28 protein-coding genes and 2 pseudogenes are annotated in these 25136 nt (G+C 71.6%); 17 read left to right on the plus strand and 13 right to left on the minus strand.

Going from position 1 to position 25136, the window contains the following annotated elements; all coding sequences use genetic code 11:
- From H8B08_RS14490 to H8B08_RS14510, 6 genes and pseudogenes are all read left to right on the plus strand, one after another.
- Positions 1–524 (plus strand): annotated as a pseudogene (locus H8B08_RS14490) (hypothetical protein); the annotation flags it as partial.
- Positions 525–598: 74 nt separating this feature from the next.
- Positions 599–1129: a surface-adhesin E family protein gene (locus H8B08_RS14495; RefSeq protein WP_187450906.1), complete on the plus strand. Its 531-nt coding sequence runs from the start codon at positions 599–601 to the stop codon at positions 1127–1129.
- A gap of 78 nt (positions 1130–1207) precedes the next feature.
- Positions 1208–1429 (plus strand): annotated as a pseudogene (locus tag H8B08_RS18950) (Ada metal-binding domain-containing protein); the annotation flags it as partial.
- Positions 1430–1456: 27 nt separating this feature from the next.
- Positions 1457–2158 (plus strand): 2OG-Fe(II) oxygenase, encoded by a 702-nt coding sequence (locus tag H8B08_RS14500; protein WP_370545489.1) that lies wholly within the window; start codon positions 1457–1459, stop codon positions 2156–2158.
- A gap of 111 nt (positions 2159–2269) precedes the next feature.
- The gene (locus H8B08_RS14505) at positions 2270–2428 is read left to right on the plus strand and encodes a hypothetical protein (RefSeq protein WP_187450907.1); all 159 of its coding nucleotides are present in this window, start codon (positions 2270–2272) and stop codon (positions 2426–2428) included.
- A gap of 168 nt (positions 2429–2596) precedes the next feature.
- On the plus strand, positions 2597–3973 hold the full coding sequence (locus H8B08_RS14510) for a sensor histidine kinase (protein WP_187450908.1): 1377 nt from the start codon (positions 2597–2599) through the stop codon (positions 3971–3973).
- Between the two features lie 3 nt (positions 3974–3976).
- On the opposite strand, the gene H8B08_RS14515 is transcribed toward H8B08_RS14510, so the two are convergent.
- On the minus strand, positions 3977–4168 hold the full coding sequence (locus H8B08_RS14515) for a hypothetical protein (protein ID WP_187450909.1): 192 nt from the start codon (positions 4166–4168) through the stop codon (positions 3977–3979).
- A 138-nt stretch (positions 4169–4306) separates the two neighbouring features.
- Here H8B08_RS14515 and H8B08_RS19610 point away from each other — a divergent pair, with 138 nt between their 5' ends.
- From H8B08_RS19610 to H8B08_RS14530, 3 genes are read left to right on the plus strand one after another with little or no spacing between them, the layout of a single operon-like run.
- Positions 4307–5419 (plus strand): helix-turn-helix transcriptional regulator, encoded by a 1113-nt coding sequence (locus H8B08_RS19610; RefSeq protein WP_187450910.1) that lies wholly within the window; start codon positions 4307–4309, stop codon positions 5417–5419.
- Positions 5420–5448: 29 nt separating this feature from the next.
- The gene (locus H8B08_RS19615) at positions 5449–6528 is read left to right on the plus strand and encodes a LuxR C-terminal-related transcriptional regulator (protein WP_187450911.1); all 1080 of its coding nucleotides are present in this window, start codon (positions 5449–5451) and stop codon (positions 6526–6528) included.
- Between the two features lie 47 nt (positions 6529–6575).
- Entirely contained in the window at positions 6576–7061 is a 486-nt protein-coding gene (locus tag H8B08_RS14530; protein ID WP_187450912.1) for a two pore domain potassium channel family protein, read from the plus strand.
- Here H8B08_RS14530 and H8B08_RS14535 read toward each other — a convergent pair.
- The gene (locus H8B08_RS14535; protein WP_222934499.1) at positions 7033–8343 is read right to left on the minus strand and encodes a sorbosone dehydrogenase family protein; all 1311 of its coding nucleotides are present in this window, start codon (positions 8341–8343) and stop codon (positions 7033–7035) included. The two genes, H8B08_RS14530 and H8B08_RS14535, sit on opposite strands and share 29 nt — an antisense overlap.
- 132 nt (positions 8344–8475) lie before the next feature.
- Between H8B08_RS14535 and H8B08_RS18955 the strand changes: the two genes are divergently transcribed.
- Together H8B08_RS18955 and H8B08_RS14540 are read left to right on the plus strand one after the other, a co-directional pair.
- Positions 8476–8697: a hypothetical protein gene (locus tag H8B08_RS18955; RefSeq protein ID WP_222934500.1), complete on the plus strand. Its 222-nt coding sequence runs from the start codon at positions 8476–8478 to the stop codon at positions 8695–8697.
- Positions 8694–8933 carry a hypothetical protein gene (locus tag H8B08_RS14540; protein ID WP_187450914.1) on the plus strand — a complete coding sequence of 80 codons (240 nt, stop codon included), beginning with the start codon at positions 8694–8696 and terminating at the stop codon, positions 8931–8933. Before H8B08_RS18955 ends, H8B08_RS14540 begins: the two co-directional genes overlap by 4 nt.
- A gap of 4 nt (positions 8934–8937) precedes the next feature.
- Here H8B08_RS14540 and H8B08_RS14545 read toward each other — a convergent pair whose 3' ends face one another.
- Positions 8938–9714 (minus strand): TSUP family transporter, encoded by a 777-nt coding sequence (locus H8B08_RS14545; RefSeq protein WP_187450989.1) that lies wholly within the window; start codon positions 9712–9714, stop codon positions 8938–8940.
- Positions 9715–9844: 130 nt separating this feature from the next.
- Here H8B08_RS14545 and H8B08_RS14550 point away from each other — a divergent pair, with 130 nt between their 5' ends.
- A complete protein-coding gene (locus tag H8B08_RS14550) occupies positions 9845–10303 on the plus strand; it encodes a hypothetical protein (RefSeq protein WP_187450915.1) in 459 nt (152 codons plus the stop codon).
- A gap of 4 nt (positions 10304–10307) precedes the next feature.
- Here H8B08_RS14550 and H8B08_RS14555 read toward each other — a convergent pair whose 3' ends face one another.
- The 4 genes from H8B08_RS14555 to H8B08_RS14570 form a co-directional block, all read right to left on the minus strand.
- Entirely contained in the window at positions 10308–10685 is a 378-nt protein-coding gene (locus H8B08_RS14555; protein ID WP_187450916.1) for a hypothetical protein, read from the minus strand.
- A gap of 131 nt (positions 10686–10816) precedes the next feature.
- Positions 10817–11134 (minus strand): hypothetical protein, encoded by a 318-nt coding sequence (locus H8B08_RS14560; RefSeq protein ID WP_187450917.1) that lies wholly within the window; start codon positions 11132–11134, stop codon positions 10817–10819.
- A 72-nt stretch (positions 11135–11206) separates the two neighbouring features.
- Complete coding sequence (locus H8B08_RS14565) at positions 11207–11617, minus strand: DoxX family protein (RefSeq protein WP_187450918.1); 411 nt, start codon at positions 11615–11617, stop codon at positions 11207–11209.
- A 114-nt stretch (positions 11618–11731) separates the two neighbouring features.
- A complete protein-coding gene (locus H8B08_RS14570; RefSeq protein ID WP_187450919.1) occupies positions 11732–12430 on the minus strand; it encodes a pirin family protein in 699 nt (232 codons plus the stop codon).
- Positions 12431–12548: 118 nt separating this feature from the next.
- Here H8B08_RS14570 and H8B08_RS14575 point away from each other — a divergent pair, with 118 nt between their 5' ends.
- Positions 12549–13448: a LysR family transcriptional regulator gene (locus tag H8B08_RS14575; RefSeq protein ID WP_187450920.1), complete on the plus strand. Its 900-nt coding sequence runs from the start codon at positions 12549–12551 to the stop codon at positions 13446–13448.
- A gap of 44 nt (positions 13449–13492) precedes the next feature.
- Here H8B08_RS14575 and H8B08_RS14580 read toward each other — a convergent pair whose 3' ends face one another.
- Both H8B08_RS14580 and H8B08_RS14585 read right to left on the minus strand, forming a co-directional pair.
- Positions 13493–14011 (minus strand): recombinase family protein, encoded by a 519-nt coding sequence (locus tag H8B08_RS14580; RefSeq protein ID WP_187450921.1) that lies wholly within the window; start codon positions 14009–14011, stop codon positions 13493–13495.
- A gap of 284 nt (positions 14012–14295) precedes the next feature.
- Positions 14296–14583: a DUF6481 family protein gene (locus H8B08_RS14585; RefSeq protein WP_187450922.1), complete on the minus strand. Its 288-nt coding sequence runs from the start codon at positions 14581–14583 to the stop codon at positions 14296–14298.
- Between the two features lie 254 nt (positions 14584–14837).
- Between H8B08_RS14585 and H8B08_RS14590 the strand changes: the two genes are divergently transcribed.
- Positions 14838–15023: a hypothetical protein gene (locus H8B08_RS14590; protein WP_187450923.1), complete on the plus strand. Its 186-nt coding sequence runs from the start codon at positions 14838–14840 to the stop codon at positions 15021–15023.
- Between the two features lie 22 nt (positions 15024–15045).
- Here H8B08_RS14590 and H8B08_RS19620 read toward each other — a convergent pair whose 3' ends face one another.
- Positions 15046–16755 (minus strand): TonB family protein, encoded by a 1710-nt coding sequence (locus tag H8B08_RS19620; protein WP_187450924.1) that lies wholly within the window; start codon positions 16753–16755, stop codon positions 15046–15048.
- Positions 16752–18452, minus strand: coding sequence for a molecular chaperone HscC (locus H8B08_RS14600; RefSeq protein WP_187450925.1), 1701 nt, complete (start codon positions 18450–18452; stop codon positions 16752–16754). Before H8B08_RS14600 ends, H8B08_RS19620 begins: the two co-directional genes overlap by 4 nt.
- A 243-nt stretch (positions 18453–18695) precedes the next feature.
- Between H8B08_RS14600 and H8B08_RS14605 the strand changes: the two genes are divergently transcribed.
- Positions 18696–21704: a VIT domain-containing protein gene (locus H8B08_RS14605; protein ID WP_187450926.1), complete on the plus strand. Its 3009-nt coding sequence runs from the start codon at positions 18696–18698 to the stop codon at positions 21702–21704.
- Between the two features lie 123 nt (positions 21705–21827).
- Here the strand turns inward: H8B08_RS14605 and H8B08_RS14610 are convergent, their stop codons facing one another.
- On the minus strand, positions 21828–22055 hold the full coding sequence (locus H8B08_RS14610) for a general stress protein (protein WP_187450927.1): 228 nt from the start codon (positions 22053–22055) through the stop codon (positions 21828–21830).
- 175 nt (positions 22056–22230) lie between these two features.
- On the opposite strand from H8B08_RS14610, the gene H8B08_RS14615 reads away from it, so the two are divergent.
- Entirely contained in the window at positions 22231–23223 is a 993-nt protein-coding gene (locus H8B08_RS14615; RefSeq protein WP_187450928.1) for an SDR family oxidoreductase, read from the plus strand.
- 213 nt (positions 23224–23436) lie between these two features.
- Positions 23437–23721, plus strand: a complete 285-nt coding sequence (locus tag H8B08_RS14620) for a hypothetical protein (RefSeq protein WP_187450929.1) — start codon at positions 23437–23439, stop codon at positions 23719–23721.
- Between the two features lie 184 nt (positions 23722–23905).
- On the opposite strand, the gene H8B08_RS14625 is transcribed toward H8B08_RS14620, so the two are convergent.
- On the minus strand, positions 23906–25090 hold the full coding sequence (locus H8B08_RS14625) for a hypothetical protein (RefSeq protein WP_187450930.1): 1185 nt from the start codon (positions 25088–25090) through the stop codon (positions 23906–23908).
- Positions 25091–25136 lie beyond the last annotated feature (46 nt).

A 25136-nucleotide genomic window follows, 5' to 3' on the forward strand; every position in this document is an offset into this window, starting at 1 on the left:
GGGCCGTTGCGAAGGCGACGGCCCCGGTCGCGCCGAAGGTCGCCGAGGCCGCGTCGGCTCTGGCGCAGGCTCCGGCGCGCGTCGCGCCCCGGCGTTCGCGCCGCTGGATGGCGGTCGCCGCGACGGTCGCCGGCGTCGCGGCGGTGGGGACGACCCTGTTCGTGCTGCGCAAGCCGGAGCCGACCTCGGCGCCGGTCTACGCCGCGTCAGCCGTCGCCGAGACGCCGTCGCAGCCCGCGGTACTGCCGAGCGCTCCCGCCGTCGCGCCGTCGATCGATCCGGCGACCTGGTCGGTCGACCGGCCCGCCCCGGCGCGGCGACTTGCGGCCGCTCGCCGCGTGAAGGTCGCCCAGGCCCTGGCCAGCGAAGCGCCGATCGTGGCCGAGCCGCTCACGATCACGCCGCCGGCGATGTTCGAACCGGCCGCGCCGGCGCCGAGCGAAGCGGTTCAATTGACGACCGCCGCGCCGCCGCCGTCCGATCCGGACGCCCCGATCGCGACCGGGACGCCGGAGCTCCACTGACGCGACGCCTTCGCCGGGGGAGCCCTCGGGCCCGCTCGCCGGTTGTGAGCCCCGCGGACGAAGGGAGCTTCAAAATGATGCGCTCGCTGACGACGGGGGCGGCCTTCGCGCTCGCCCTGACGACGATGCCGGCGTCGACCCAGGCCGCCCCGGCCATGGCCGAACCGCCGCCGCCCGCCAGCTTCAACGAGGCGGACGTGCTGGCCTGGGTGGACAGCTATATCGACGCGGTGGGCTGGTCGGTTCTGGCGGCCGACGACGGCGCCGTCGCCCTGGCGGCCCCGACCGCGCCCAAGGTCCTGGACGACGCCACCCTGCAGGCGGAGGTGCGCCAGGAGTACTTCAAGCCGGCCGCGATCGGTCCGATGCAGTCGCGCTCGAACCTCCAGATCTGGAACCTGGACTGCAAGGGCGCCCGCATGCGCATCCTCGCCATCCGGATCTACGAGGGCAACAACCTGCAAGGGGCCCACCAGGAGCGCGAGAACCTGAAAGCGCCGTGGAAGCCGCTCGAGCCCGGCTCGGTCCCCGCCCACGCGGCCGAACGCCTGTGCGGCGGCGGGGACGACGCAGCTGGTGTGCGGACCGGCGCCCCCAGCCGCTGAAATCCGCAAGAGCCGGAATGCGCCGGCCGGCCTGAGGCGCCAGCTTCCGCGCTCAAGTAGCGCAAGAGGGAGCAGGCCATGAACGCCTTGACCGGCCGGATCGACGTCGAGCGGGATCCGCGATGGGCGGCCGTGGTCGCGCGGGATCGCTCCGCCGACGGCGCGTTCGTCTACTCGGTGCGCACGACCGGCGTGTTCTGCCGCCCGTCGTGCCCTGCGCGGCGCGCCGATCCGGGCAACGTGCGGTTTCACGCGACGGCGGACGACGCGCGCGCGGCGGGCTTTCGGCCGTGCAAGCGATGCGAGCCTGATCCGGCGGAGGCGCGCGTGCAGGGCAGGGGAGCGGCGGTGGACTGGGCCCGGGTCGAGGCCGAGCTCGACGACCGCGGGTGGGCCCTGCTGCCGGGCCTGCTGGACGGGCCGGCCTGCGAGGCCGTCGCCGGATTCTATGACGAGGACGCGCGCTTCCGCAGCCGGGTGGTCATGGCGCGCCATGGCTTCGGGCGGGGCGAGTACCGCTACTTCGCCTATCCGCTGCCCGACGTGGTCGCCGAGCTGCGCGAGACGATCTATCCGCGCCTGGCCCCGGTCGCGAACCGCTGGAACGCGCGCATGGGGCTGGAGGCGCGCTATCCGGACAGCCACCCCGAATTCCTGGAGCGCTGCCGGGCGGCCGGCCAGGTCAGGCCCACGCCGCTGCTGCTGCGCTATGGCCCGGGCGACTACAACTGCCTGCACCAGGACCTGTACGGCGAGCACGTGTTTCCGCTGCAGGTCGCCGTGCTGCTGTCACAGCCCGGGGCCGACTTCGACGGCGGCGAATTCGTGCTGACCGAGCAGCGCCCGCGCATGCAGTCGCGCGCCTCGGTCGCGCCCCTGGGGCGCGGCGACGCCGTGGTGTTCGCCGTCCACCACCGGCCGGTGGCGGGCACGCGCGGGACCTACCGGGTCAACCTGCGTCACGGCGTCAGCGAGGTGCGCTCGGGCCGGCGTCATACCCTGGGGGTGATCTTCCACGACGCGACGTGAGCGCGTCCCGGCTCCGGTTTTCTCCCGAGGGGGGATCGATTCGCCGCCTTCGTCGGTTCGCAGGCCCCGAGCGTCCGTCTCTGCTTGCGGGCGGGTTTCGGGAGCAGGCGCATGCGCAGATCGCATTACATCTTCGCCGACGAGACCGGGATTCCACGTCCGCCGGTCTACCTCACCGCCTATCCGCTGCGCCGCCGCGCGCGCGTGTCTTGGACGAGCGTGGTGGGCGTGATCCTGCTGCTGCTCACCCTGTTCGCGATCATCCGATGAAGGCGGGCGAGGTCGGCCGATCTGGCGGGCTTTGACCAAGAAGTTCAATCGGTTGGCGTTCCCGCCCAAGGCGGGCTCCCGGTTAGTACCGACCACGAGACCGGTTGCGCCCGAGGGCGGAACCGTCGTCCCGCGCGGCTGTTGCGCCAGTAAACCGGGTTCACACCGATGGCTGAGCGCAACGCCGCCGTGGCGGACGAGACCCTGCTGGAGGCGATTCTGCGGAGCGCCACCGACCTCGCGATCGTGGCGACCGACCTGGACGGCCGAGTGACCTTCTGGAACCAGGGCGCGGAACGGGTGCTGGGCTGGACCGCGGACGAAATGTCGGGCCGGCCGGTCGAGGCCATGTTCACGCCGCAGGACCGCGACGCCGGCGTCGTCGCGCGCGAGATGGAGCAGGCGCGCCTGAGCGGCTGGGCCGAAGACGTGCGCTGGCACCTGCGCAAGGACGGCCAGATGTTCTGGGCGCAGGGGCGGCTCACCCCGCTGCGCGGCCCCGAAGACGCGCTGATCGGCTACCTGAAGATCTTGCGCGATCGCACCCAGGCCCGGACGGTGGCGGAAGCCCGCGAAGCCTCCGAAGCGGCCCTGCGCCTGAGCGAGGCGCGCCTGCGCCTGGCGCTGGAGGCCGGGCGCATGGCGGTCTGGGAGACTGACGGCGCCATCACCACCATCTTCCCGACCCCGGAGATCGGCCGCCTGCTGGGCTTCCCGCCGGGACATCTGCCGACCACAGCGGAGATCCGCGCCGTCTACCTGCCGGGCGAGTCGGAGCGGGTTCGGGCCGCCGCCTTCGCGGCCATGGACCGCAAGGAGCGGTTCCTGCAGGACGAGATGAAGATCCGTCGCGTGTCGGACGGAGAGGTCCGCGCCCTGCTGCTGCGGGTCGAAGCCATCTATCGGCCCGACGGAACGCCCTCGCGGCTGCTGGGCGTGGCCATCGACATCACCGAGCAGAAGCGCGCCGAGGAACGCCAGCGGCTGCTGCTGCAGGAGATGACCCATCGGGTGAAGAACACCCTGGCCGTGGTTCAGGCCATGGTCGGCCTGGCGCTGCGGCGGGCGGAGACCCTGGCGGAGGCGGAAGCCGCGCTGAACGTGCGCCTGAAGGCCCTGGCGTCCGCTCACGACCTGCTGACCGCGGGCAGCTGGGAGGGGGCGGACCTGGCCGAGGTGGTGTCTCGCGCCACCTGCGCTCACGGCTCGGCCGAGCGGTTCCGCATCGAAGGCCCGCCGGTGCGGCTCTCGTCCGACGGGGCCCTGGCGCTGTCGCTGGCCTTGCAGGAGCTGGCGACCAACGCGGTGAAATACGGCGCGCTGTCGACCGAGGGCGGCCAGGTGCAGATCGGCTGGACCACCGCGGCGGAGCGGCTGAAACTGGTCTGGCGGGAACGGGGCGGGCCCGCCGTCGCGCCGCCCGAGGCCTCCGGCTTCGGGGCGCGCCTGCTGGAGCGGGTGGTCGAACACGACCTGGGCGGTCACATCCTGCGGCGCTGGGAGCCGGGCGGCCTGATCTGCGAGATCGACGCGCCGCTGACGTGAGCCTCAGCTCTTCGGGCGTTCCGCCGCCAGTTGCAGCAGGGTTTCGGTCGGCAGGGTCGAGAGGTCGGCCAGGGCCCGGAGGCGGAAGACGCTTTCCAGCCGGTCGCCCGTCCAGTTGGCCTGATACAGGTCGATCAGTTCCTCAAGGCAGGCCTGATCCATCTTGAGCGGGGTCAGCCGGTCGACGTCGCGCATGAACGACGATTACCTCGGACCTGCGGCGGCCCGCCTCTACAATATTGTAGAGGCGCAGCGGCCTTTCGCTGGCCGCGCATGGACTTCGCGGCGATGCTCGCGCAATCTCGTGAAGGTTGCGCCCAGGGGCGAGCGTCGGTGCGAGTGAAAGAGGAAACCTTTACGGGCGTCGTCGACCGCTTCCAGGCGGCGGCCATCGGGGCGGGCGGCTGGACCGACGCCCTGCGCTCGCTGGCGACCGCGACGGGAGCGCACACCGCCCAGCTGATCGGCCTGAGCGCCGACGCCACCGCCTCGTTCAACTGGATGGTCGACATCCCGCCGGAGATGCCGGCGGATTTCGCCGCCGTCGACGGCCACCGGCCCAACGTCAATTCGCGAAGCCGTATCGCCCGCCGCGCGCCGGAACTGACGGTTCTGGACGAGACCGCCTTCACCACGGCGGAGGATTGCCGCCGCACTCCCGAATACGGCGAAATGATCCGCCGCTACGACCTGGCCTATGTCTGTCTCGGGCCGCTGATGCACCAGGACGGCGGCATGATCGGCATGTCGGTGGCGCGCGGCGCCAGCGTCGGCAACATCTCGGCCGAGGAAAAGCGCCTCTACGCCGCGGTCGCCCCGCACGCCCGCTCGGCGGTGCGCACCCAGCTTGCGCTTGAGAACCAGAGCCTGTCGCTGCTCGCCGACGTCATGGAGGCGGTCTCGACCGCCGCCTTCATCTGCGCCGCGGACGGCCGGGTGCGGGCCCTGTCGCCCTCGGCCGAGCGGCTCGCCAGCGAGGGCCGCTGGCTGCGCCTGCGCGACGGCCGGTTGTCGGCCCGCAACGACGCCGACACCCTGCGGGTGCTCGAAGCCGTGGACGCGGCCGCGGCCGCGCGGGGCGGGGCGGGCGCGCCGCCGCGCGCCTTCGTGGTGCGCGACGAGGCCGGCGTCGAACCCTTGCTGGTCGAGGTCAGCGCCATTCCCGGCGAGCACGCGTTCAAGTTCGACGCTGTGGCCCTGCTGATCGCCCGATCGCCGCGGGACGCCGAGATCCGCAGCGCCGAGACCGCGCGCGCGCTCTACGGCCTGACCGCGACCGAGGCGACCGTCGCCGCCAAGCTGGTCGCCGGTCTCGGCCCGCAGGCGGTGGCCGAGCAGACCGGCGTGTCCGTCGGCACCGTGCGCTCCCACATCCGCCGGATTTTCGAGAAGGCGCGCGTGAAAAGTCAGCTGGAGTTGGTGGCTGCGATCAGCGCCAGGCTGTGACCGTCGTGCTCGGCGATCAATTCTCATGCGTGGTCGAACGCTTTCAGGACGCGGCGCTCGGAAGCGGAAGCTGGACCGACGCCCTGGGCGGTCTTTCCGACCTCACCGGGGCGCACGTGGGCCAACTAATCGGCCTGGGCGCGGCGGCGGTGCCGTTCAACTGGATGACCCGGACGCCGCCTGAAGTGATGACACAGTTCCAGGCGGCCGACGGGCACCTCCCCACGGTCAATTCGAGGATCCGGATCGGCGGGCGGGCGCCGGAGCTGACGGTGATGGACGAGAGCGCCTTCACCACCGCCGAGGACTGTCGGCGCAACCCCGAGTACGGCGAGTGGGTCCGGCGTTACGATCTGGCCAACATCTGTCTCAGTCCACTGCTGCACCAGGACGGGTTGACGATCGGCTTGGCCGTCCTCCGCGGGAAGGCGGCGGGGAACATCACGCTCCCCGAGAAGCGGCTCTACGCCGCCGTCGCGCCGCACGTCCGGGCGGCCGTGCGGACCCAGATGGCGATCGAGCAGCAGGGCTTCGCCCTGTTGGCCGACGTCATGGAGGCGGTCTCGATCGCCGCCTTCGTGTGCGGAAGCGACGGGCGGGTGCACGCTCTTTCCCCCGCCGCCGAACGCTTGGTCGCCGAGGGGCGCTGGCTGGGCCTGCGCAACGGGCGGCTGGCGGCCCGCAGCGACGCCGAGACCGCCCGTGTCCTCAACGGTCTCGCCCAGGCCATCGCCGCCCGTCGGGGCGGGCACGCGCCGCCGTGTCCGATGGTGGTGCTGGGCGACGACGAACATGATCCGCTGCTGCTCGAGGCGAGCCCCATTCCCGGCGAGCACGCCTTCCGGTTCGACGCCGCTGCCTTGTTGATCGCTCGTTCTCCGCGCGATGCCGAGGTCCGTAGCCGCGACACCGCTCGCGCCCTCTACGGCCTGACCGGCGCCGAGGCGGCGGTCGCCGGCAAGCTGGTCGCGGGGCTCGGGCCGCAGGCGGTGGCCGAGCAGACCGGCGTGTCGGTCGGCACCGTGCGCTCGCACATCCGCCGGATCTTCGAAAAGGCGCGGGTGAACAGCCAGTTGGAGCTGGTCGCGGCGATCAGCGCCCGGCTCTGATCTGAAGGCTGGACCCATCGGCCGGCCTCGGCGGTTTCGCAGGCCGGATGACCGACACCCTTCCGCTTCAGCTGGCGCTGGCCGCGCCCATGGTCGGCGGGACCGTCGTCGTCCACCTCCTGGGTCTGGCCGGGATCGCGAAGGCGAGCCGGTGGATGGAACTGCGCTTTCGCCGGCGGGGCCAGATCGAGCGGCTGCGCATACTGCTGCCGGTGGCCTTCGCCCTGGTCGCCCTGCACACCATCGAGATCTGGATGTACGCCGTGATGTTTCACCTGGTCGGGGCGACCAGGAACTTCGAGCACGCTCTGTTCTTCTCGCTGACGACCTATTCGACCGCCGGCTACGACGAGGCGGCGCTACCCGGCCACTGGCGGGTGATGGGCGGCATCGAGGGCATCAACGGCATTCTGCTGCTGGGCTGGTCGACCGCCTTCCTGGTCGCCGCCATCGAGCGCACGCGCCACGTCGACGAGCCGTCGATGGGCGATCCGTCCGCAGCGCTCAAGGCCGAGTGGGAGCCGCCGCGCTGACCCGCCAGACCGTGTTTCCGACGTCGTCGGCCACCAGCAGGGCGCCGGTGCGGTCCAGCGCGACCCCGACGGGGCGGCCCTGGGCCCGGCCCTTAGCGTCGAGGAAGCCAGTCAGCACGTCCTGCGGCCCGCCGGCCGGCCGGCCGCCCCGGAACGGAATGAAGATCACCTTGTAGCCGGCCGGGACCGAGCGGTTCCACGAGCCGTGCTGACCCACGAAAGCGCCGCCGGTGTAGGTCGGGGGCAGGCCCGCGACGTTTGCATCCGCGAAGGCCAGGCCCAGGGAGGCGGTGTGGGCGCCCAGCGCATAGTCCGGCGTCACGGCGGTGGCGACCAGGTCGGGGCGGGGCGGCTTGGCCCGTTTGTCCACGTGGCCGCCCCAGTAGCTGTAGGGCCAGCCGTAGAAACCGCCGGCCTTGACCGCGGTCATGTAGTCGGGCGGCACGCTGTCGCCGATCTCGTCGCGCTCGTTCACCGCCACCCAGAGCGCCCCGGTCTGCGGCTCCCAGGCCATGCCGACGGGATTGCGCAGGCCTGACGCGTAGACTTCGCGCGCGCCGGTGGCGGGATCGATCTTCTGGATCAGGGCGCGGTCGGCTTCGATCTCCATGCCCTTCTCGCCGACATTGCTGTTCGATCCGCCGGCGACGTAGAGCGCGCCGTCCGGCCCGGCGACCAGGTTCTTGGTCCAGTGATAGTTGGGCTGGACGGCCGACAGGTCGGCCACCTTGCGGGCCGGGGCGGTGATACGGGTGTCGCCCGGCCGGTAGGGGAAGGCGAGCAGGGCGTCGGTGTCGGCGACGTAAAGGGTCTGGCCGACAAGCGCCATGCCGTAGGGCGAGTTCAGGCCTTCCAGCAGGACCGAGCGGGTCTCCGCCGTCCCGTCGCCGTCGGCGTCGCGCAGCAGGGTGATGCGGTTGGGACTGGGCACGTTCGCGCCCGCCTTCTTCATGAAGTGCGCCTCGAACCACGCTTTCAGGCCCTTGGGTGCAGGCGAGGGAGGCTGAGCCGTCTCGGCCACCAGCACGTCGCCGCTGGGCAGGAGATAGAGCTGGCGCGGATGGTTCAGGCCGCTGGCGTAAACCTGCACCTTCAGCCCCGGCGCGGGCGTGGGCGCGGCGCCCTGCCGCCAGCCCACCGCCGGCGCGACCTTTACGGTGGGGATCAGCTGGCTGTGCGGCGCAGTCAGCTGCGGGTCGGGACCGAAGTCCGCGCCCGGCGGCGCGGTCTCGCCACCGCCGGCGCACCCGGCCAGGACGAGGGCGAGGAGAAGAACGCGCATCGAAAGATCTCCGGTTCCGCTCGAGCCAACAGTAGGGCGCGGCGGAGGTTCCGCCCGGCCTGCGCCAATTGTCGCGCTCGCTTGCGCCGGAACGGTGAAGCTGTGAGACTGGCGCGGGGGAGTGCTGTTTTCATGACTATCAAGTTCAGGCTGCGGCTCGCCGAAGCCGGCATGCTGTGTGTCGCGGCCATGGGGGTGGCGGCGTTCGCGGCGTTCGGTTCGAGGCTGTCCGTAGTCGCGCCGCTGGTCAGTCTGCTCGCCGCCATGGCGGCGGGGCTGGCCCTTCTTCATCAACGCCTGCGGCAGGGGGCCGAAGCGGCCGCCGGGCTGCGCCGGATCAGTGCCGAGCTATGAGCGTCGCCGTCACCATCGATTGGGCCGAACTGACCGTCCGCCGCGTCGGGCGCCGTCTGGCCGTGGGCGTCTTCGTCGCGCCTCTGCTGTTCGCCTGGGTGCTGCTGCGCCGAGGGTATTCGCCGCGCGCGCGCATGCTGGGCTTCGGCTGGCTGGCGGCGCGGATGCTGATAGAACTGGAGCTGCTGGCTCAGTTCGGCTGGACGCTGGACCGCCTGGCCGGCCTCTTGGGCTGACCGCTCAGCCGCCGAACAGGTGCTCGACCGCCACCCGCAGCGGGTTGGCCGGGTCCGACAGCAGCTTCGCCGCCATGGCGCAGCAGATCACCACCAGCAGCGGCCGGATCAGGCGCGCGCCGTGCTTCATGGCCAGGCGTGAGCCGATCTGCGCGCCCAGGAAGGCGCCGGCCGCCATGGTCAGACCGACGCTCCAGACCACGCCGCCGGACGCGATGAAGAAGCTCAGCGCGCCCAGGTTGCTGGCGCAGTTGGCCAGCTTGGTGTGGGCGGTGGCGCGCACCACGCCCCAGCCCAGCAGGGTGATGAAGCCGATCATGTAGAACGAGCCGGCCCCCGGCCCGAACACCCCGTCGTAGAAGCCGATCACCGGCACGAAGGCGAGCGTGAAGGCGCCGATCCCGAGACGGGCGCGCGCGTCGGCGTCGCCCAGCTTGCGGGCGAAGGCGAAATACAGCGCGATGCCGATCAGCACGATCGGCACGGCGAAACTGAGCGCCTCGCGCGGCACGTGGCTGACCGACGCCGCCCCGGCCAGGCCGGCGACGGCCGCCGCCAGCGCCATCGGCGCGCCGGCCCGCCAGTCGATCAGGCCGCGGCGGGCGAAGGCGCTGGTGGAGGACAGGGCGCCGGCCGCGCCCTGGACCTTGTTGGTGGCCAGCGCCGTGACCGGGTCAAACCCGGCCAGCAGCAGGGCCGGCACGGTCAGCAGGCCGCCGCCGCCGGCGATGGCGTCGATGCAGCCGGCGGCGAGGGCGACGGCGAACAGCATCGCCAGCATTTCGATTTCCACCCCGCCCACGCGCACGCCTCCTGAACTCGAGGAGGCGGCCTATAGGGCGAGTCCGCCCAGGTACGAACCCGGAGCGCGGCGCGGCGGTTGTGGGCCGGGTTTTCTGGGAGGTCCGGCGATGCTGCGAAGCCTCGCGCTCGTCCTTTTGGCCGGCCTGGCCGTGGGCGCCTGCAAGAAGAAGGAGCCCGACTACACGGCGGCCGAACGGCTGGCGATGCAGCAGGAGGCGGGCGGGCTCGATCCGTGGAGCGAGACGGCGTTCAGCTACGCCGACGAGGACCAGCGCGGGAGGATCTCTCTGGACCAGTTCAAGGCCACGGCCATGCGGTTCTTCGCGCGGCGTGACCGCAACGGCGACATGATCCTGGAGCCCGACGAGCGTTATCAGCGGCCGGGCGAGCCGCCGAAGGCGCACCCGGCGATCACGGCGGAGGAATTCAACGCGCGGCTCGAAACGCGCTTTCGCGAGGCCGACGCGGACGGCGACGGCTACCTCACCCGCGCCGAGTGGAAGAACCTGACGTCGATCGACGAGGCGGCCGCCCGACCGGCGAAGTCGGGCAAGGCCGGCGACTGAACGATCAGGCGCCCGGCGCGCGAGCCGGCACGGTCGTTTCCGACGGCCACAGGCATAGACACAGGAACACGCCGGCGTTGGCGATCGTCAGCTCCGTGGCCATGGAGCCGCCGACGCCCGAGGCGGCGACGTGCGCGGCCAGGCCCGTGAGCTCCATCGCGATCACCACGCCCACGCCCCGCAGCGGGTCGATGCCGAGGCTGCGCAGGCGCTTGGCCAGCAGCGCGGCCAGCGGCCAGGCGGCGATCGCCAGAGCGTAGAGGCGAGATCCCGGATGAGCGGCGGAGGCCAGGGCCGCGGTTGCGGCGGCGACGATGGCGCAGCCGGCGAAGAAGGCGCGCCGGCCTAGTTCGCCCCGGAATCCGAACAGCAGCTTCAGCATTTTGTCGTCCTCCCCGAAGGGAAGGCTGCGACCCGGATCTTAACGAAACCTTACCGCGACCGGGCGGCCGACGGCGGCCCGTTCGTCTGGTCGGCCCCCTCCGAAGACGAGTGAGCCAGTGATTCCGGTACTTACGAATAGCCCAAATCGTCGCAGGGTTTTTCGAGACGTGCCGCGGTGATCGCCTCGATCAGGGCTTCGGCCACCTCGTCGATATCGATCCAGACGTCGAGGATGGCGAGCGGCAGGCGCAGGCGGATCTCCTCGCCGGTCCGCTCGGCGCGCACCTGGTCCACCCGGTCGAGCCGGCCGGTGTCGGCGACGCTCAGGCGGGGAAACGCCTCGAAGCCGTCCGGCCGGCAACCGCCGGCCAGGCCTGCGAGCGTGCCGTCGGTGCGCCAGGCGTGCTCGATCATGCGCCAGGCGGCCAGGGCGTAGGTTGCGGACATGCGGGCCTCCAGGAAGCGCGGAACCCTCCCCCGCGCAGGGCGGGGGAGGGCGTTCGCCGGGCCTCGGGAGGGTCAGGCTGCGGCGAGCTTGCGGGCGCGCAGGCCGTCGAGGCTGAAGGCGCCGGGGCCGGTCACGGCCAGGTAGAGGAAGATGAAGGAGAACAGGATGGCCGCGTCGCCGCCGTTCACCGCCGGGAAGAAGCTGCTGGGCGCGTGGAACATGAAGTAGGCGACCGCCATCTCGCCGGAGAGCACGAAGGCCACAGGCCGGGTGAACAGGCCCAGCACCAGCAGCGCGCCGCCGACCAGCTCCAGGATCGCGCCGGCCCCGAACAGGGTCAGCAGCTCGACCTGGCCCGGCTGGGCGCCGGCCGGGAAGCCGAACAGCTTCACCGTGCCGTGGGCGAGGAACAGCAGGCCGGCGATGATGCGCAGCGCGGCCAGCACGCGGGGGGACCAGACGTTGTTGAAGGGGTTGGTCATGGGAGTGGTGCTTTCAGAAAGAGGGTGAGGGACGCCCTCCGCCGGTCGCGCGACCGCGGGGGCTTACGCGTTGACAGGAAGGGGAGCGGCCGGGCCGAAGCCCGGCCGCAGGGATCAGGCGGCGTCGACCAGGACGACTTCGGCGTCGTCGATCGCGGTGACCTTCAGGACCGCCTCGTCGGTGACGGCCGCGCCGTCGCGGGCGTCGATGCGCACGCCGTTGACCTCGACCGAGCCCTTGGCCGGGACCAGATAGCCCCGGCGATCAGCGCCCAGCGGGTACTCGGCGCTCTCACCGGCCTTCAGGGTCGCGCCCACGACCCGCGCGTCGGTGCGGATCGGCAGGGCGTCGGCGTCGTCCTTGAAGCCGCTGGCCAGGACCACGAACTTGCCGGCGCGCTCGCCCTTGGGGAAGGGCTTGGCGCCCCAGCCGGGGGCTTCGCCGCGGCTCTTGGGCTCGATCCAGATCTGGAAGATCCGGGTCGTTTCGCTCTCGAGGTTGTACTCGGAGTGGCGCACGCCCGACCCGGCCGACATCACCTGGACGTCGCCGGCCTCGGTGCGGCCCTTGTTGCCCAGGCTGTCCTGGTGGGTGATGGCCCCGTCGCGGACATAGGTGATGATCTCCATGTCCGCGTGCGGATGCGGCGGGAAGCCGGTGTTGGCGGCGATCTCGTCGTCGTTCCAGACGCGAAGCGAGCCCCAGCTCATCCGCGACGGATCGTAGTAGCTGGCGAACGAGAAGTGGTGCTTGGCCTTCAGCCAGCCGTGGTCGGCACCACCGAGGTTATTGAACGGGCGACGCTCGATCATTTTGTCTCTCCCTGCGCCGGCTCGAACCCGGCGCTTGCTTGGTGAGGAAGATAGGGCTTGTGTCGCAGGCGAAAATAGAAACGATCGAAACTCATCGTTTCTATTTCTGAGCATGGCCATGAGCAAACTTCCTGACGTCGAGGCTCTGGCCTTGTTCGCCAAGGTGGCCGAGGCCGGGTCGTTTTCGGCCGCGGCCGAGGACGCCGGCCTGTCCAAGGCCACCGTCTCCAAGGCGGTCGGGCGGCTGGAGGCGCGGTTGGGGACGGCCCTGTTCCACCGCACGTCGCGGCGACTTTCTTTGACTGAGACCGGGGTGGTTCTGGCCGCCCGCGCCGCGCGCATCCTGGCCGAGGGCGAGGCCGCCGAAGCCGAGGCCGCCGCGGAAGCGGTCGCGCCGCGCGGGCGGGTGAAGCTGGCCGCGCCCATGTCCTTCGGCCTGCGCCACCTGGGGCCGGCCCTGCCGGAATTCCTGCAGCGCTATCCGGACATCTCGGTCGACCTGCAGCTCAGCGACCAGACCGTGGACCTGATCGCCGGCGGTTTCGACGCGGCGCTGCGTATCGGGGCTCTGGTCGATTCCAGCCTGCGCGCGCGGCGGCTGGCCGACGTGCCGCGTCTGACGGTCGGCGCGCCGGCCTACTTCGAGAAGCACGGCCGGCCTGAGCATCCGCGCGACCTGAAGCGCCACGCCTGCCTGGACTACGCCTACATGCCGGGCGGGGCGGGGTGGCGCTACATCAACCGGGTCGACGGCCGCGAGGAGACGGTGAAGGTGTCGGGGCCGCTGGTGTCGAACAACACCGACGTGCAAGTGCCGACCCTGCTGGCCGGCCTGGGCGTGGCCATCGCGCCGGAGTTCCTGGTCGCCGACGAGCTGGCCGACGGTCGCCTGGAGGCGGTGCTGCCGGACTGGACGCCCCCGCCGATCGCGCTGCACTTGGTGACGCCGCCGAGTTCGCCGCGCCCGTCTAAGGTGACGGCGCTGGTGGAGTTCCTGGCCAAGCGGTTCGCGGGATAGGCTTCGTTAGAGCTCCCTCCTCGGAGGGGGAGAGCTGGGTCAGCTCACCCCTTCATCCGCCGCAGCACCGCCGTGCGGCTGACGTCGAGGATCTCGGCCGCCTGGGCCACGCTGATCTCGCCGGCGGCGAGCTGCGGCTCGATCTCGTCCCAGTCGTCGTCGCTGATCTCGGCTGGGCGGGCGATGGAGCCCGGTTCGGCGCGCTTGCGGCGCTCGGCGGCGGCCTCGTCCTGCAGCCGCGCCAGCATCTGCACGAATTCGAAGAAGCGACCGCCGTCGGCGCGGGTGTCGACGCCGTCGTCGCGGCTGATCAGGTGCAGCCCGCGCCGGTGCAGGGCCAGCAGGCGAGGGGCCAGGTCGCGCAGATCGTGGCCCATGGCGCCCAGTCGCAGCACCGCGAGCGCGTCGCCCGCGGTCAACCGCTCTACGGCCGCCTCCAGGCCGGGCAGCATCACGCTGGTGCCCGGGCGCGTGTCGGTGAAGGTCTCTTCGCAGCCGAGCGCGGACAGGGCAGGGACGTCGCCGCCGGTCAGGCCGCGGTCGTAACCAATGATGCGCGCCATGCCTCTCACCCACGCGAGGAAATCGAAGCGCCTGTCCTAGCGGCTCGCCGCGAGCCTGTCGCGGCGGCGGCCAGGATCATCCCCAGCTTCGGGCCGGGCTTGCGGGAACGGTTTTCCTTGCGCCGCGCCGCCTTGGCCGAGGCATCGGGTGCGCCCGACGGGAGACGGCCGGCGCGGGCGCAGGCGTCAGCGCTGGATCGCGAAGTAATCAGGGTGTCCGCGCTCGCCTTCGCCCGGCGGTCCGGGCGAAAGCGGGCGGTGTGTCCCCCCGAAGGGGGACGGGCTCAGCGCGCGCGCTGGCGCATGCTGGCGAAGTTGCGGGCCAGCAGCTCGGCCGAGCTGGCGCGCGCGGCGCGGGCCTGGGCGGCGGCTTCGGCGGCCTTGGCTTCGCGTTCGGCCTTGCGGGCCTCGCGGGCGGCTTCGAGTTCGGCGGCCTCGGCGGCCTTGCGTTCCTCGTAGGTGCCGTCAGCGGTCACGGTCGGCTTGGGCTTGAACTTCTCCAGCATCGCCTTCTTGGCCGCGGCCTGGGAGCTGAGCCGATCATTGAAACCCGTACCTTTGAAACCCGCCATAGTCGTCCTTGCTCTTGGTTGCGGCCGCAGCCGCGGGGATAAGTCGCCGTCCTCGCGGTCGCGCGGCGCGTGCGCCGGGCGGTCAGTCCGCAAAGGTCGGAAGAGGTTTCGCCCCCGGGGAACCGGACAGCGAACCGGCGCGCTCTTGCCACAGAACGGGTCTGGAAGCAACGCGATCGCCGAGTCCCGCGGCGTCGCGTCACGGCGGTTTGCCGCGCTGCGGAACCTTCGCCCTGAAACTGGGTTTTTCTGCAATGATCCAGACAGTTCTGATCCGCTGCCCGGAAACCGGTGCAGCTGTCTCCACCGTCCATCGGATGCGCGAGACCGAGTTCGAGGCCCTCACGGGCGAGCGGGCCTTCCGCTGCCCTCGGTGTCGCCAGGTACACACCTGGACCAAGGACGTCGCCTGGCAGGAGAAAACGCCGGCGGTGGCGTGATCCGTTCCCGCCGATAAGTCCGCTACTGCGCCTCGAAGCGGATCGGAATCTTCACCTGGGCGGCCTCGATCGGCCGCCCCTCGTAGGTCGCCGGCTTGAAGCGGTAGCGGCCCGAGGCCTGCACGGCCGCCTTGCCGAAGCCGGCCGGGCTTTCCTCAAGAACCTCGCAGTTCGTCGCCGCGCCCTCGACGGTGATGCGACAGCTCAGCAGCACGGTCCCGCTCACCCCGGCGCGTAGCGCCGTCTGCGGGAAGGCGTCGGAGATCGCCTCGCTCCCCTCGGCCCAGCGCGGCCCGGAATAGCCGGGCGGCGGCGCCGGGCGCGGCGCGTGCGCGGCGTGCTCTTGGGGCCGCTCCGGCGCGGGCGGGCGAAGGCCGTAGCGGATGAACTCGTCGGCGACAGGCGGCGATACCGCCATGGCCGCCGCCATGTCCTTCGCCCCTGTCGGATCGCCGCCCAGCCAGATCGCCAGCCCCCGGCCGTAGCGGGCGCGCACGCTGTCCGGGTTCGTCTCCAAGGCGCGGTCGAAATCGGCGCGGGCCTCGGCGTGGCGTCCCAGCCGAAGGGCGGCGACGCCGCGGCTCTCGCTGACCCCGAGCGCTGTCTCGTCCCCCTGCAGGGCGTTGTCGCAGTCCTGGAGGGTTTGCTCCAGGTCGGCCCCTGAGCGTTGGGCGCCCCGGCGGCAAAGTTCGGTCCAGGCGTCGCTGCTGAACCCCTCGAGCGCGCCGCGCCGGCGCAGATCGGCGGCGCTGTCGCCGAAGGCGAGGTCGCCGCCGAACTTCAGCAGCGAGATGCACGCGACGATCACCAGCCAGCGCGCCACCAGCACGCCGAAGCGCGACAGCTTTCCGGCGGGGGTGGCGCGCCAGGCGATGTGGCGCTCCCACGTCTGCACGACCTCCGGGTCGAGGTCGTCCTCCAGCGAGGGATAGTCATGGCGGACCCGGCCCAGCACCTGGGCCACCCGGTCGACCTGATTCTGACCGCGGATGACACGCCAGAACGCCGAGTCCCGGGCGCGGCCGGTGAGCAGGCGCCACGCCTTGTAGCGCTCGTCGGACTTCCGCTCGACCCAGCTCCGCCACAACGTCGCCCCGCGACGCTCGATCAGCCAGTGGGCCGCGTACGGGATGTCGGCGCGCAGGTCCGGCCGCTCCCAGCCGTAGTGTTCCAGCACAGCGGGCAGCAGCGGGTCCGAGTTCGGCTGGGTGCGGGCCAGCAGGTCGGCCAGCCAGTGCTCGGTCTCGTGGCTGGCGCTGAGCAGGGCCCGGCGCTCGGCCGCGAACAGCGCGTCCAGCGCCGCCTCCAGGCCGGCCTGGAGCGGGGCTTCGGTATGCAGCAGGACGTCCAGCCGCATCCGCGCGCGGCCGAGGTCGTCGCGTTCGTGCGTCGCCGGCACGGCGGTCGGGGGCGGGGCGGGATGATCGCGCGGCGGCGGGGGCTCGTCGGCCCGAGACGCCGCCGTTTCAGACACCGGCTCCGGCGCGCGCGTCTCGACCCGGGCGTCCTCGAAGGCGGCGGCTTCCTGGAAGGGCGCGCGGGCGTCGCGCGTCTGATCGTACTGAGCGAGGTCGGCCAGGCGCAGGGCCTGTTCGTAGGCTTCGCGCAGGGCCTGGAAGCCGGCCGCGTCATCCTCCGGGTTGGTCTGCTTCAGCCGCTGGGCGTAGGCGCGCCGGATGGCGGTGCGGTCGGCTCCGGGCGCGAGCCCGAGCGTCGTCCAGATCGAGCTCACAGCCAGGTGCGCCCTTCGAGTTCGTCCAGCGCGCCGAGCAGGGCTTCGCGTTCGGCCTCGACGGTCCGGGGATCCTGCCGGTCGAGCACGGTCTCGAAGCGGGCGATCAGCGCGCCGACGTGGTCGCGGGTTTCCGCCAGGCTGTCTTCGTAGCAGCGGTTGGCGCGGGCCAGGGCGGCGCGGTTGGCGTCGGTGTCGCGCGGGTGGACCTTGAGCGCGGCGAGGGCGGCGCGGCGGCGCTCGACCTCCTCGGGGCGGACCTCGTCCTCCTCGATCACCACCAGTTCGCGGCGCTCGCCGGTCCGCGGCACGTGCACCTCGACCTCGAGCAGGCCGTTGATGTCGTAGGTGAAGCGGCAGTCGACCCGAATCTCGCCGGCCTTGGCGGCGGGGACCGGCACCTCCAGTTCGCCCAGCTTCACGTTGTCCTTCACCTGCCGGGACTCGCCCTGGTAGACGCCGACCAGGACCTTTCGCTGGCCGTCCTGCATGGTGAAATAGCTTTGCACCCGGCTGGCCGGGATCACCGTGTTGCGTTCGATGATCGGCGAGAACACGCCGGTGCGGATGCCCCCCGCCGCCCCGTGTTCGGAAGTCTCGACCCCTAGCGTGTAGGGGCAGACGTCGGTGAGGACGACTTCCTTGAGGGCGTGGTCGCGCGCCTTAAGGCCGGCCTGCACGGCCGCGCCCAGGGCCACCGCTTCGTCGGGGTGTACGGCGTTGGCCGGGAAGCGCCCGAACATTCGGGTCACGGCGCGGCGCACGACCGGCATGCGGGTGGCCCCGCCGACCAGCACGACCTCCTTCAGGCTCTCGGCCTGGGCTCCGCTGTCGCGCAGCGAGCGCAGCACCGGTTCGCGCAGGCGGGCGAGCAGGGGCTCGGCCATGCTCTCGAAGTCTTCGGCGGCGACCGGCAGCTCGTAGGCGCGGTCCTTCCACACCACCGAAAGCGTCGCCTCGCCCTGCTCGGAGAGCAGGCGGCGGGCCTTTTCGGCCGCCACGCGCACGCGCTGGCGCAGGCCTTCGTCATAGCCGTGCTTGCGCCATTCATGACCGAACTTGGCGAAGGCCGCTTCGACGAGCAGGTCGTTGAAGTCCTCGCCGCCCAGGCGGTTGTCGCCGGTGGAGGCCCGGACTTCGATCACGCCGTCGAAGATCTCCAGAATGGAGACGTCGAAGGTGCCGCCGCCCAGGTCGAAGACCAGGAACCGGCTCTCGTCGTCGAGCTCGTGAATGCCGTAGGCCAGGGCCGCGGCGGTCGGTTCGTTGAGCAGGCGTTCGACCTTGAGGCCGGCCAGCTGGCCGGCGCGGCGGGTGGCCTTGCGCTGCTTGTCGTTGAAGTAGGCGGGCACCGTGATCACCGCTTCGGTGACCGGCTCGCCGAGGTGGGCCTCGGCGTCGGCCTTGAGCCGCTCGAGCACCAGGGCCGACAGCTCCTCGGGCAGGAAGTCGCGCTTGCCCAGCCGGGTGACCCGGCGCGAGCCCATGTAGCGCTTGAAGGCGGTGGCGGTGTGGTCCGGATGGGTGGACTGCCGTTCGCGGGCGGGCAGGCCGACCAGGACCGCGCCGCTGTCGTCGAGGCTGACCGCCGAGGGCGTCAGCGTGTGGCCGAGGCTGTTCGGAATGAGTTCGGCGCGCCCGTCGCGCCACACGCCGACCGCACAGTTGGTCGTACCCAGGTCGATCCCGATGATCACCGAACGCCCCCACGCTCACGCTACGGTGGAGCTTTAGCCGCAGTCGCGCGCAAGCGGAAGCGTCAGCCGGGCGAGGTTCGTGGAACCTCTTGGCGGTGGACACGCCACCGTCGTTGGCCGCGCCGGCGCCGTTCAGGCCGTCCATCCGCACGATGCGGATGGAGTCTCTCTTCCAAATTGCAGAGGCGGACGGCGGCTAGCGGCGCTAGCCTGCAACTGGGAGTCGCGCGGGGGAGACGGAACATGCGGCCGGGATGGATCGGCGGACTGGGCCTGGCCCTGGGGCTGGCGGCGGCCGGAAGCGTGCTGGCGGGCGAAGGCGCGCCGCCGGCGAACCCGACCCTGGTGGCGCACGACTACGTGGCCCGCGACGGCGGCGAGGCGCATGCTCAGGCCCTGCGCATCGACCGGCTTGACGTCGAGGTCGACCTGCGGGGCGGCCTGGCGCGCACGGTCGTCACCGCCCGCTTCCTCAATCCGACCCGCCGGCCGCTCGAGGGCGACTTCGAGCTGGACCTGCCGGCCGGCTCGGTGGTGACCGGCTACGCCCTCGACGTGAACGGCGCGATGGTCGACGGCGTGCTGGTCGACCGGCGCAAGGGGACGACGGCCTACGAGGAGAAGGTGCGCCAGGGCGTTGATCCGGGCTTCGCCGAGGTGACGCGCACCGGCGCGTTCCGCACCCGGGTGTTCCCCGTCATGCCCGAGCAGGGCCGCACGGTGCGGCTGGAGTTCGTCACGCCCCTGACCCCGGACAAGGGGTACGCCCTGCCGCTGTCGACCGAGCCGGTGGGAACGACCTCGCTGGTGGTGCGCACCGATCGCGCCACGCCGCTCGAGACGCGCGCGCCCGAAGGTTTGGCCCTGAAATGGAGCCGAGGGCAGGGCGGCGTGGAGGGCCGGGCCTCGGCCAAGGGACGCCCGCTGACCGGCGGCCTGTGGCTGGCCTGGACGCCGGCGCCCCAGCCGACGACCGTCGCGCGGCACAAGTCGGGCGAGCTGTTCCTGGAAATCGACGATGCGGTCGGCCCGCTCGCCGCGCGCACTGCCCGGCCTGAACGGGTGCGGGTCTACTGGGACCGGTCGCGCTCGCGGCGCGACGACGACCTCGGCGCCGAGCGGCTGCTGCTGGCCCGCTACCTGGAGGCCGTCGATCCGAAGTCGGTCGATCTCGTGCTGTTCGGCGACGGCCGTCCGAGCGTCACCAGTTACGACGCCTTGGCGAAGGACGCGCCGCAGCCCGCCTACGATCCGCGTCTCAGCGTCCAGGCCGCCGCGGCCCTTCCGCGCGATCCTGAGGACTACAGGGGCGCGACCTCGCTGGCCGGGCTGGACGAGATCGACGCGCCACGCGCCGACGTCTGCCTGTGGTTCACCGACGGAAACGTCACCCTGGAGGAGGCCGACCCCAAGCGCGGGCGGTGCCTGACCTTCACGATTTCCAGCGCCGTCGACGCCGACGCCGGGTTCCTGTCCGTGCTGGCCGGGCGTTCAGGCGGTGGACACGTCGACCTGCGCACGAGCACGCCTGAGGCGGCGTTGTCGCGCATGACCCGCTCGGGGCCGCGGGTGGTCGGGGTGACCGACACCGCTGGGCGCGACCTGGACTACACCGTGCTGCCGACCGGGCCGGATCGCGTGCGCCTGGTGGCGAGGGCGCCGATGAGCGGCGAGGCCGTGGTCGTCGAGGTCGCCGGCGGCGCGGGCCCGCGCGACCGGGTCTACCGGATCGATCGCGCGAGCGCGCGGGCGCACGATGGGGCCGGGGCGCTCTGGGGGGCGGCCCGCGTGGGCGAGCTCGCCGCCCGCAAGGCGCCGCAGGAGAAGGTGCTGGCCACGGCGCGGCGCTGGTCGGTGGCCGGCCCCGACGCGGTGTTCGTGGTGCTGGAGCGGATCGAGGACTACGCCGAGGCGGAGATCGAGCCTCCGGCGTCGCTGGGCAAGGACGCGCTGGCGCAGTGGCGCGAGCTGACCGCCGAACGCGAGGCGCGCAAGGCGGCCGAGCGGGCGGGGCGGGTCGACGCGGTCGCCCAGGCCTGGGACGAGCAGAAGGCCTGGTGGAACGCCGCCCACAAGTCGTTGAAGGAGGTGCAGGCCGAGCTGCGTCGCGATCAGCGGCGGGAGTCGAGGCGGGAGGCGCCGGCCCCTGTCGCCGCCCTGGCCCCTCCGCCTCCGCCTCCGTCTCCGCCGCCCCCGCCCGCGCCGGCGGCCGACGCGGGCTCGGTCGACGAGGTGGTGGTCACCGGCGCCCGCATGGTTCGGCAAGGCTTCTCGGAGATCTCGCCGGTCACGACCGCGGGCGCCGAGTCCATCAAGGTCGAGATCGAACCCTGGAACCCGGATCGGCCTTACCTGAAGGCGCTGGGGGAAGCGGCGCCGGACGCGTTCTGGAGCGTCTATCGCGAGCAGGAAAAGGCCCACGGCGACCTGCCGGCCTTCTACCTGGACGTGGGCGAGTTCCTGTTCCGCAAGGGGAAGACGGATGCGGCCGTGGCGGTGGCGCTGAACGCGCTCGAACTGCCGAGCACCGACACCACGACCCTGACCATCCTGGCCGACCGTCTGATGCGCTACGGCCGGACCGACCGGGCGATCGCGCTCTACGAGCTGATCCTGAAGCGCGAGCCCGACCGGCCCCAGCCCCGGCGCAACCTGGCGCTTGCTCTGATCGAGCGCGCCGACCGGGGCGGCGACGGATCCGCGGCCGACTACGCCCAGGCGCTGGACCTGCTGATCGAGGTGATCGAGACGCCCTGGGACCGCGACTACGACGGGATCGAGCTGATCTCGTTGATGGAGGCCAACCGCGCCGCCGCCCGGGCGAAGGCGCGGGGGACCGCTCGGCATTGGCTGGATCCGCGGCTGGAGGCTTTGCTCGACGTCGACCTGCGGGTGGTCCTGGAGTGGAACACCGACAAGACCGACATGGACCTGTGGGTGGACGAGCCCTCTGGCGAGCGGGCGATCTACAGCCACCCGAAGACCGGGATCGGCGGACGGCTGTCCAACGACATGACCCGGGGCTACGGACCGGAGGAGTACCTGCTGCGTCGGGCGCCGGACGGCGAATACGCCGTGCGCGTGCACGGCTACGCCTTCGACCGGCTCAATCCGAACGGCGCGACCAGCGTGCGCGCGCGGCTCTATCGAAACTGGGGCCGGGCGGACGAGACCATGGAGCAGCTGGAGATCGAGCTGACCCGCGACGAGCGCGACGGCCAGTTGGTCGGCAAGTTCAAGGTCGGCAAGTGAACAAGGCGATCGGCGGGCCCTGGGGAAGGGCCCGCCGATCTGGGCGACGTCGACCGTGCACCCCGCGGGACCCGGTTGGGAATCGGGGCGCGGGCGTCGCCAGGGGGAATTAAAGTCTAAAGTCTATTGACGTCCGCGGGCTTCCGGGGCGCCGTCGCGGCCGGCGTGCGAAGCCTGGCCGCCCTTGCGGCCGGCCTCGGCGGCCAGCTGGCGGTTCTGCGAGAAGCTGCGTTTCTCGTTAGGCACGCTGCGACCGCCTTCGGCGGCGATCTCGCGTTGACGGTCGCGGTCCATCGAAGCGAAGCCGCGTTTTGACTTGCCGCCGCCCTGTTCGGTTTCTCCTCTCGGCATCGGGGTCTCCTTAAGCAAAGCGAACTGCCGCAAAGGCTGAACGAACGCGCGGCGCGAGGGTTCAAGCTTCGCCTTGGAAATCCAAAAGCTTAGGCGTGTTTCCGCCGAAGGCGCCGCAAGTGGGGCAACCTCCGAAACCGAACGGCGTTCTCCGGGGTCAGCAGGGAGACCGCCTATGACCAGCCCCGACCGCGATTTCACCGCCGAAGGCGAGCGGACCGCCGAGAAGGCGCGCGAAATCCAGGCTCGGGTCGACCGTGAGGACAAGTCCTTCGCCGGCGGCGACGGCAAGGCCATGCAGGCCGGCGCCCGCGAATACCCGGCGCCGCCGTTCCCGGCCCAGCATCTGAAGAAGCCCGGCCTGCAGGCCGACCTCGAACTCCAGCCCATGTGGGACGCGCCGCACTACAAGGGCTCCGACAAGCTCAAGGGGCTGGCCGCCCTGATCACCGGCGCCGACTCCGGCATCGGCCGGGCCGTGGCGGTGCTGTTCGCCCGCGAGGGCGCCGACGTGGCGGTGGCCTATCTCGACGAGCACGAGGACGCCGAGGTCACCAAGGCTGCGGTCGAGAAGGAGGGGCGCCGCTGCATCCTGCTGCCCGGCGACGTAGCCGACGCAGCCTACTGCAAGGGCGCCGTCGAGCAGACCGTGAAGGCGTTCGGCCGGCTGGACGTGCTGGTCAACAACGCCGCCTTCCAGGAGCACACGGTCGAGTTCGAAAAGCTCTCGCAAGAGCAGTTCGACCTGACCCTGAAGACCAACCTCTACGGCTATTTCCACATGGCTCAGGCGGCGGTGCCGCACATGAAGCCGAAGAGCGCCATCGTCATGTGCGGCTCCGTCACCGGCCTGCTGGGGAACAAGCACCTGCTGGACTATTCGATGACCAAGGGCGGCATCCACGCCTTCACCCGCTCGCTGGCCACCCACCTGGTCGACAAGGGCATCCGGGTGAACGCGGTGGCGCCCGGGCCGGTGTGGACCCCACTGAACCCGGCCGACTCCCCGGCCGACAAGGTCTCGCAGTTCGGGAGCGACACGCCGATGAAGCGCCCGGCCCAGCCGGAGGAGATCGCCCCTGCCTTCGTGTTTTTGGCGGCGCCCTCTTGCTCCAGCTACATCACCGGCGAGGTGCTGCCGATCATCGGCGGCTATTCCGGCGGCTGAAAAACCTCAGGGTCGACCGTGAGTTGGCGCGGATTGGTTCCGCGCTCACTGAGCCTGTCCGGCGTTCACCTGTGCGCATGCTGAGCGAAGGCCGGCCGGCGTGCGTCCGCGCCGTTCTGGAACCGCAAAGGCAGAAATGAGGTTTTTGCCCCGCTCGGGCTGAACCAATCACGTTCCCGTGCGCTTTGTGTGAGGACCAACGGAGGATCACAGATGCTGCGTATCGGACATGTGATGCTGGCGGGCGTCGCCGCCTTTGCCCTGACCGCGTGCGAAAACAAGGCCGACAAGGTCGCCGAGCATCAGTCGAACGCCGTCGAGGCGCAGTCGGAAGCGACCGCACAGTCGATGGAAGCCAAGGCCGCCGAGGCCAAGGCCACCGGCACCGCGGCGGGCGAGGAATCCGCCAAGGCGCTCGAGCAGAAGGCCGACGCCACCCGCGAGGCGGGCAAGCAGAAGGCCGACGTCATCGAGCAGCAGGCCGGCAAGAAGGATTGACGGTCCGGCCGGTTCCTAGAGCCTTCCCGCTTCGGATGGAAACATCCGAAGCGAACAAGAAGGCTCTAATTCTAAGAGTTTGAGCGCGATTGCCGCCGAAATCGGCGTCCACTTTCGGCTATCGCGCTCAAGGCCGGCCTGAATGTTACGAGAGCCCGCGCAGCGATGCGCGGGCTCTTTCGATTCAGAACGCCCATTCGCTGTGGAAGGCGTGCTGCTGCTCGTGGCCGGGCAGGCGCATGGGGATGCGGTCCAGCCCGGGGATCCAGATCGGGGCCGAGATCACATGATAGCGGGCGACGAACACGTCGCCCTCGGCGTCGACCCGGGCCGACACCACCCGGCCGGTCGCGTCGGTTCCGATGAAGTCGCCGTGGGCGTTGAACACCTCGCCGGCGGCGCCGCGCGCCCCGAATGTACGGCCCAGCGTGCCGCCGTCGGCGTCGCCGTCGTGCCAGCTGACCGCCCAGCCGCCGCTGCGAAGGGCCACGACTTCGGGCTCGGCTTCGCCGGCGAACACCGAGGCGTCGCCGACCGCGATCTCGGAGGGAAGATGGCCGGCCGCCAGGTCGGCGGCGTCGAACACCGCCGCGCGGATGTGCGAGGCCGCGCCGTCGGCCTCGGCCCAGGTGGCGACGATGCGGCCGTCGGCCAGGCGGGCGGTGTCGAGGTCGGCGGCGAAGCCGTCGCTGAGCAGGCTTTCGACCACCGTGCCGTCGGCCTTCACCAGCGCGGCGTGCACGCCCTCGCGGGAGGTCCACAGCAGTTCGACCCCGCCGCCGGCCACGCGCTGGACCTGCAGGTCATTGTAGAACAGTCCGCCGCCGAACGGGTCCTCGCGCGTGGCGATCAGCATGGCCTCCCCGTCGGGCGTGTGCGCGGCGGTGTAGCGCTGCAGCACGATGGCGGCGAACTGGCCGAACAGGTCCGACGCCGCCTCCGCGATGACGAAGCCGCCGCCCGGCATGCCGCCGGCCGCCACCGACGAGGCCTGGCCGCTCAGGCCGTCGCCGCCGCCCCGCAGGGCGCCAGACTTGTCGAACGTCGAGAACTGCGGCGTCACCGAGTGGCTGAAGGCCACCATCCACGTGGCCACGAAGCCGCCGTCGTCGAGCGGCGCGAGGCCGCCTCCGAAGCTGTTCGCGCCGGTCGGGCCGTTCGCTCCCGCCGACACCGGCGCCGACAGCGCCTTGCCGGTCACGCTGAAGCGCTGCACCTGCAGGGTGTCGCCCAGATCGCCGGAGAAGCCCTGGTAGAGCTCCGCGACGCTGCCGTCGCCCAGCACGGCGATCGCGCGGTGCTCGCCGTCGATCGACAGCCGCGCCTCGCGCCCGAGGGGAAGCAGCGTGTCGTACAAGTTGCGGGCCATGAACGTTTCCTCCGGCGGATGCGGGGCAAACGGGGCCGGGGGCGTC

Origin of the sequence: Caulobacter sp. 17J80-11 (assembly GCF_014349105.1) — a bacterium.
GTDB lineage: Bacteria > Pseudomonadota > Alphaproteobacteria > Caulobacterales > Caulobacteraceae > 17J80-11.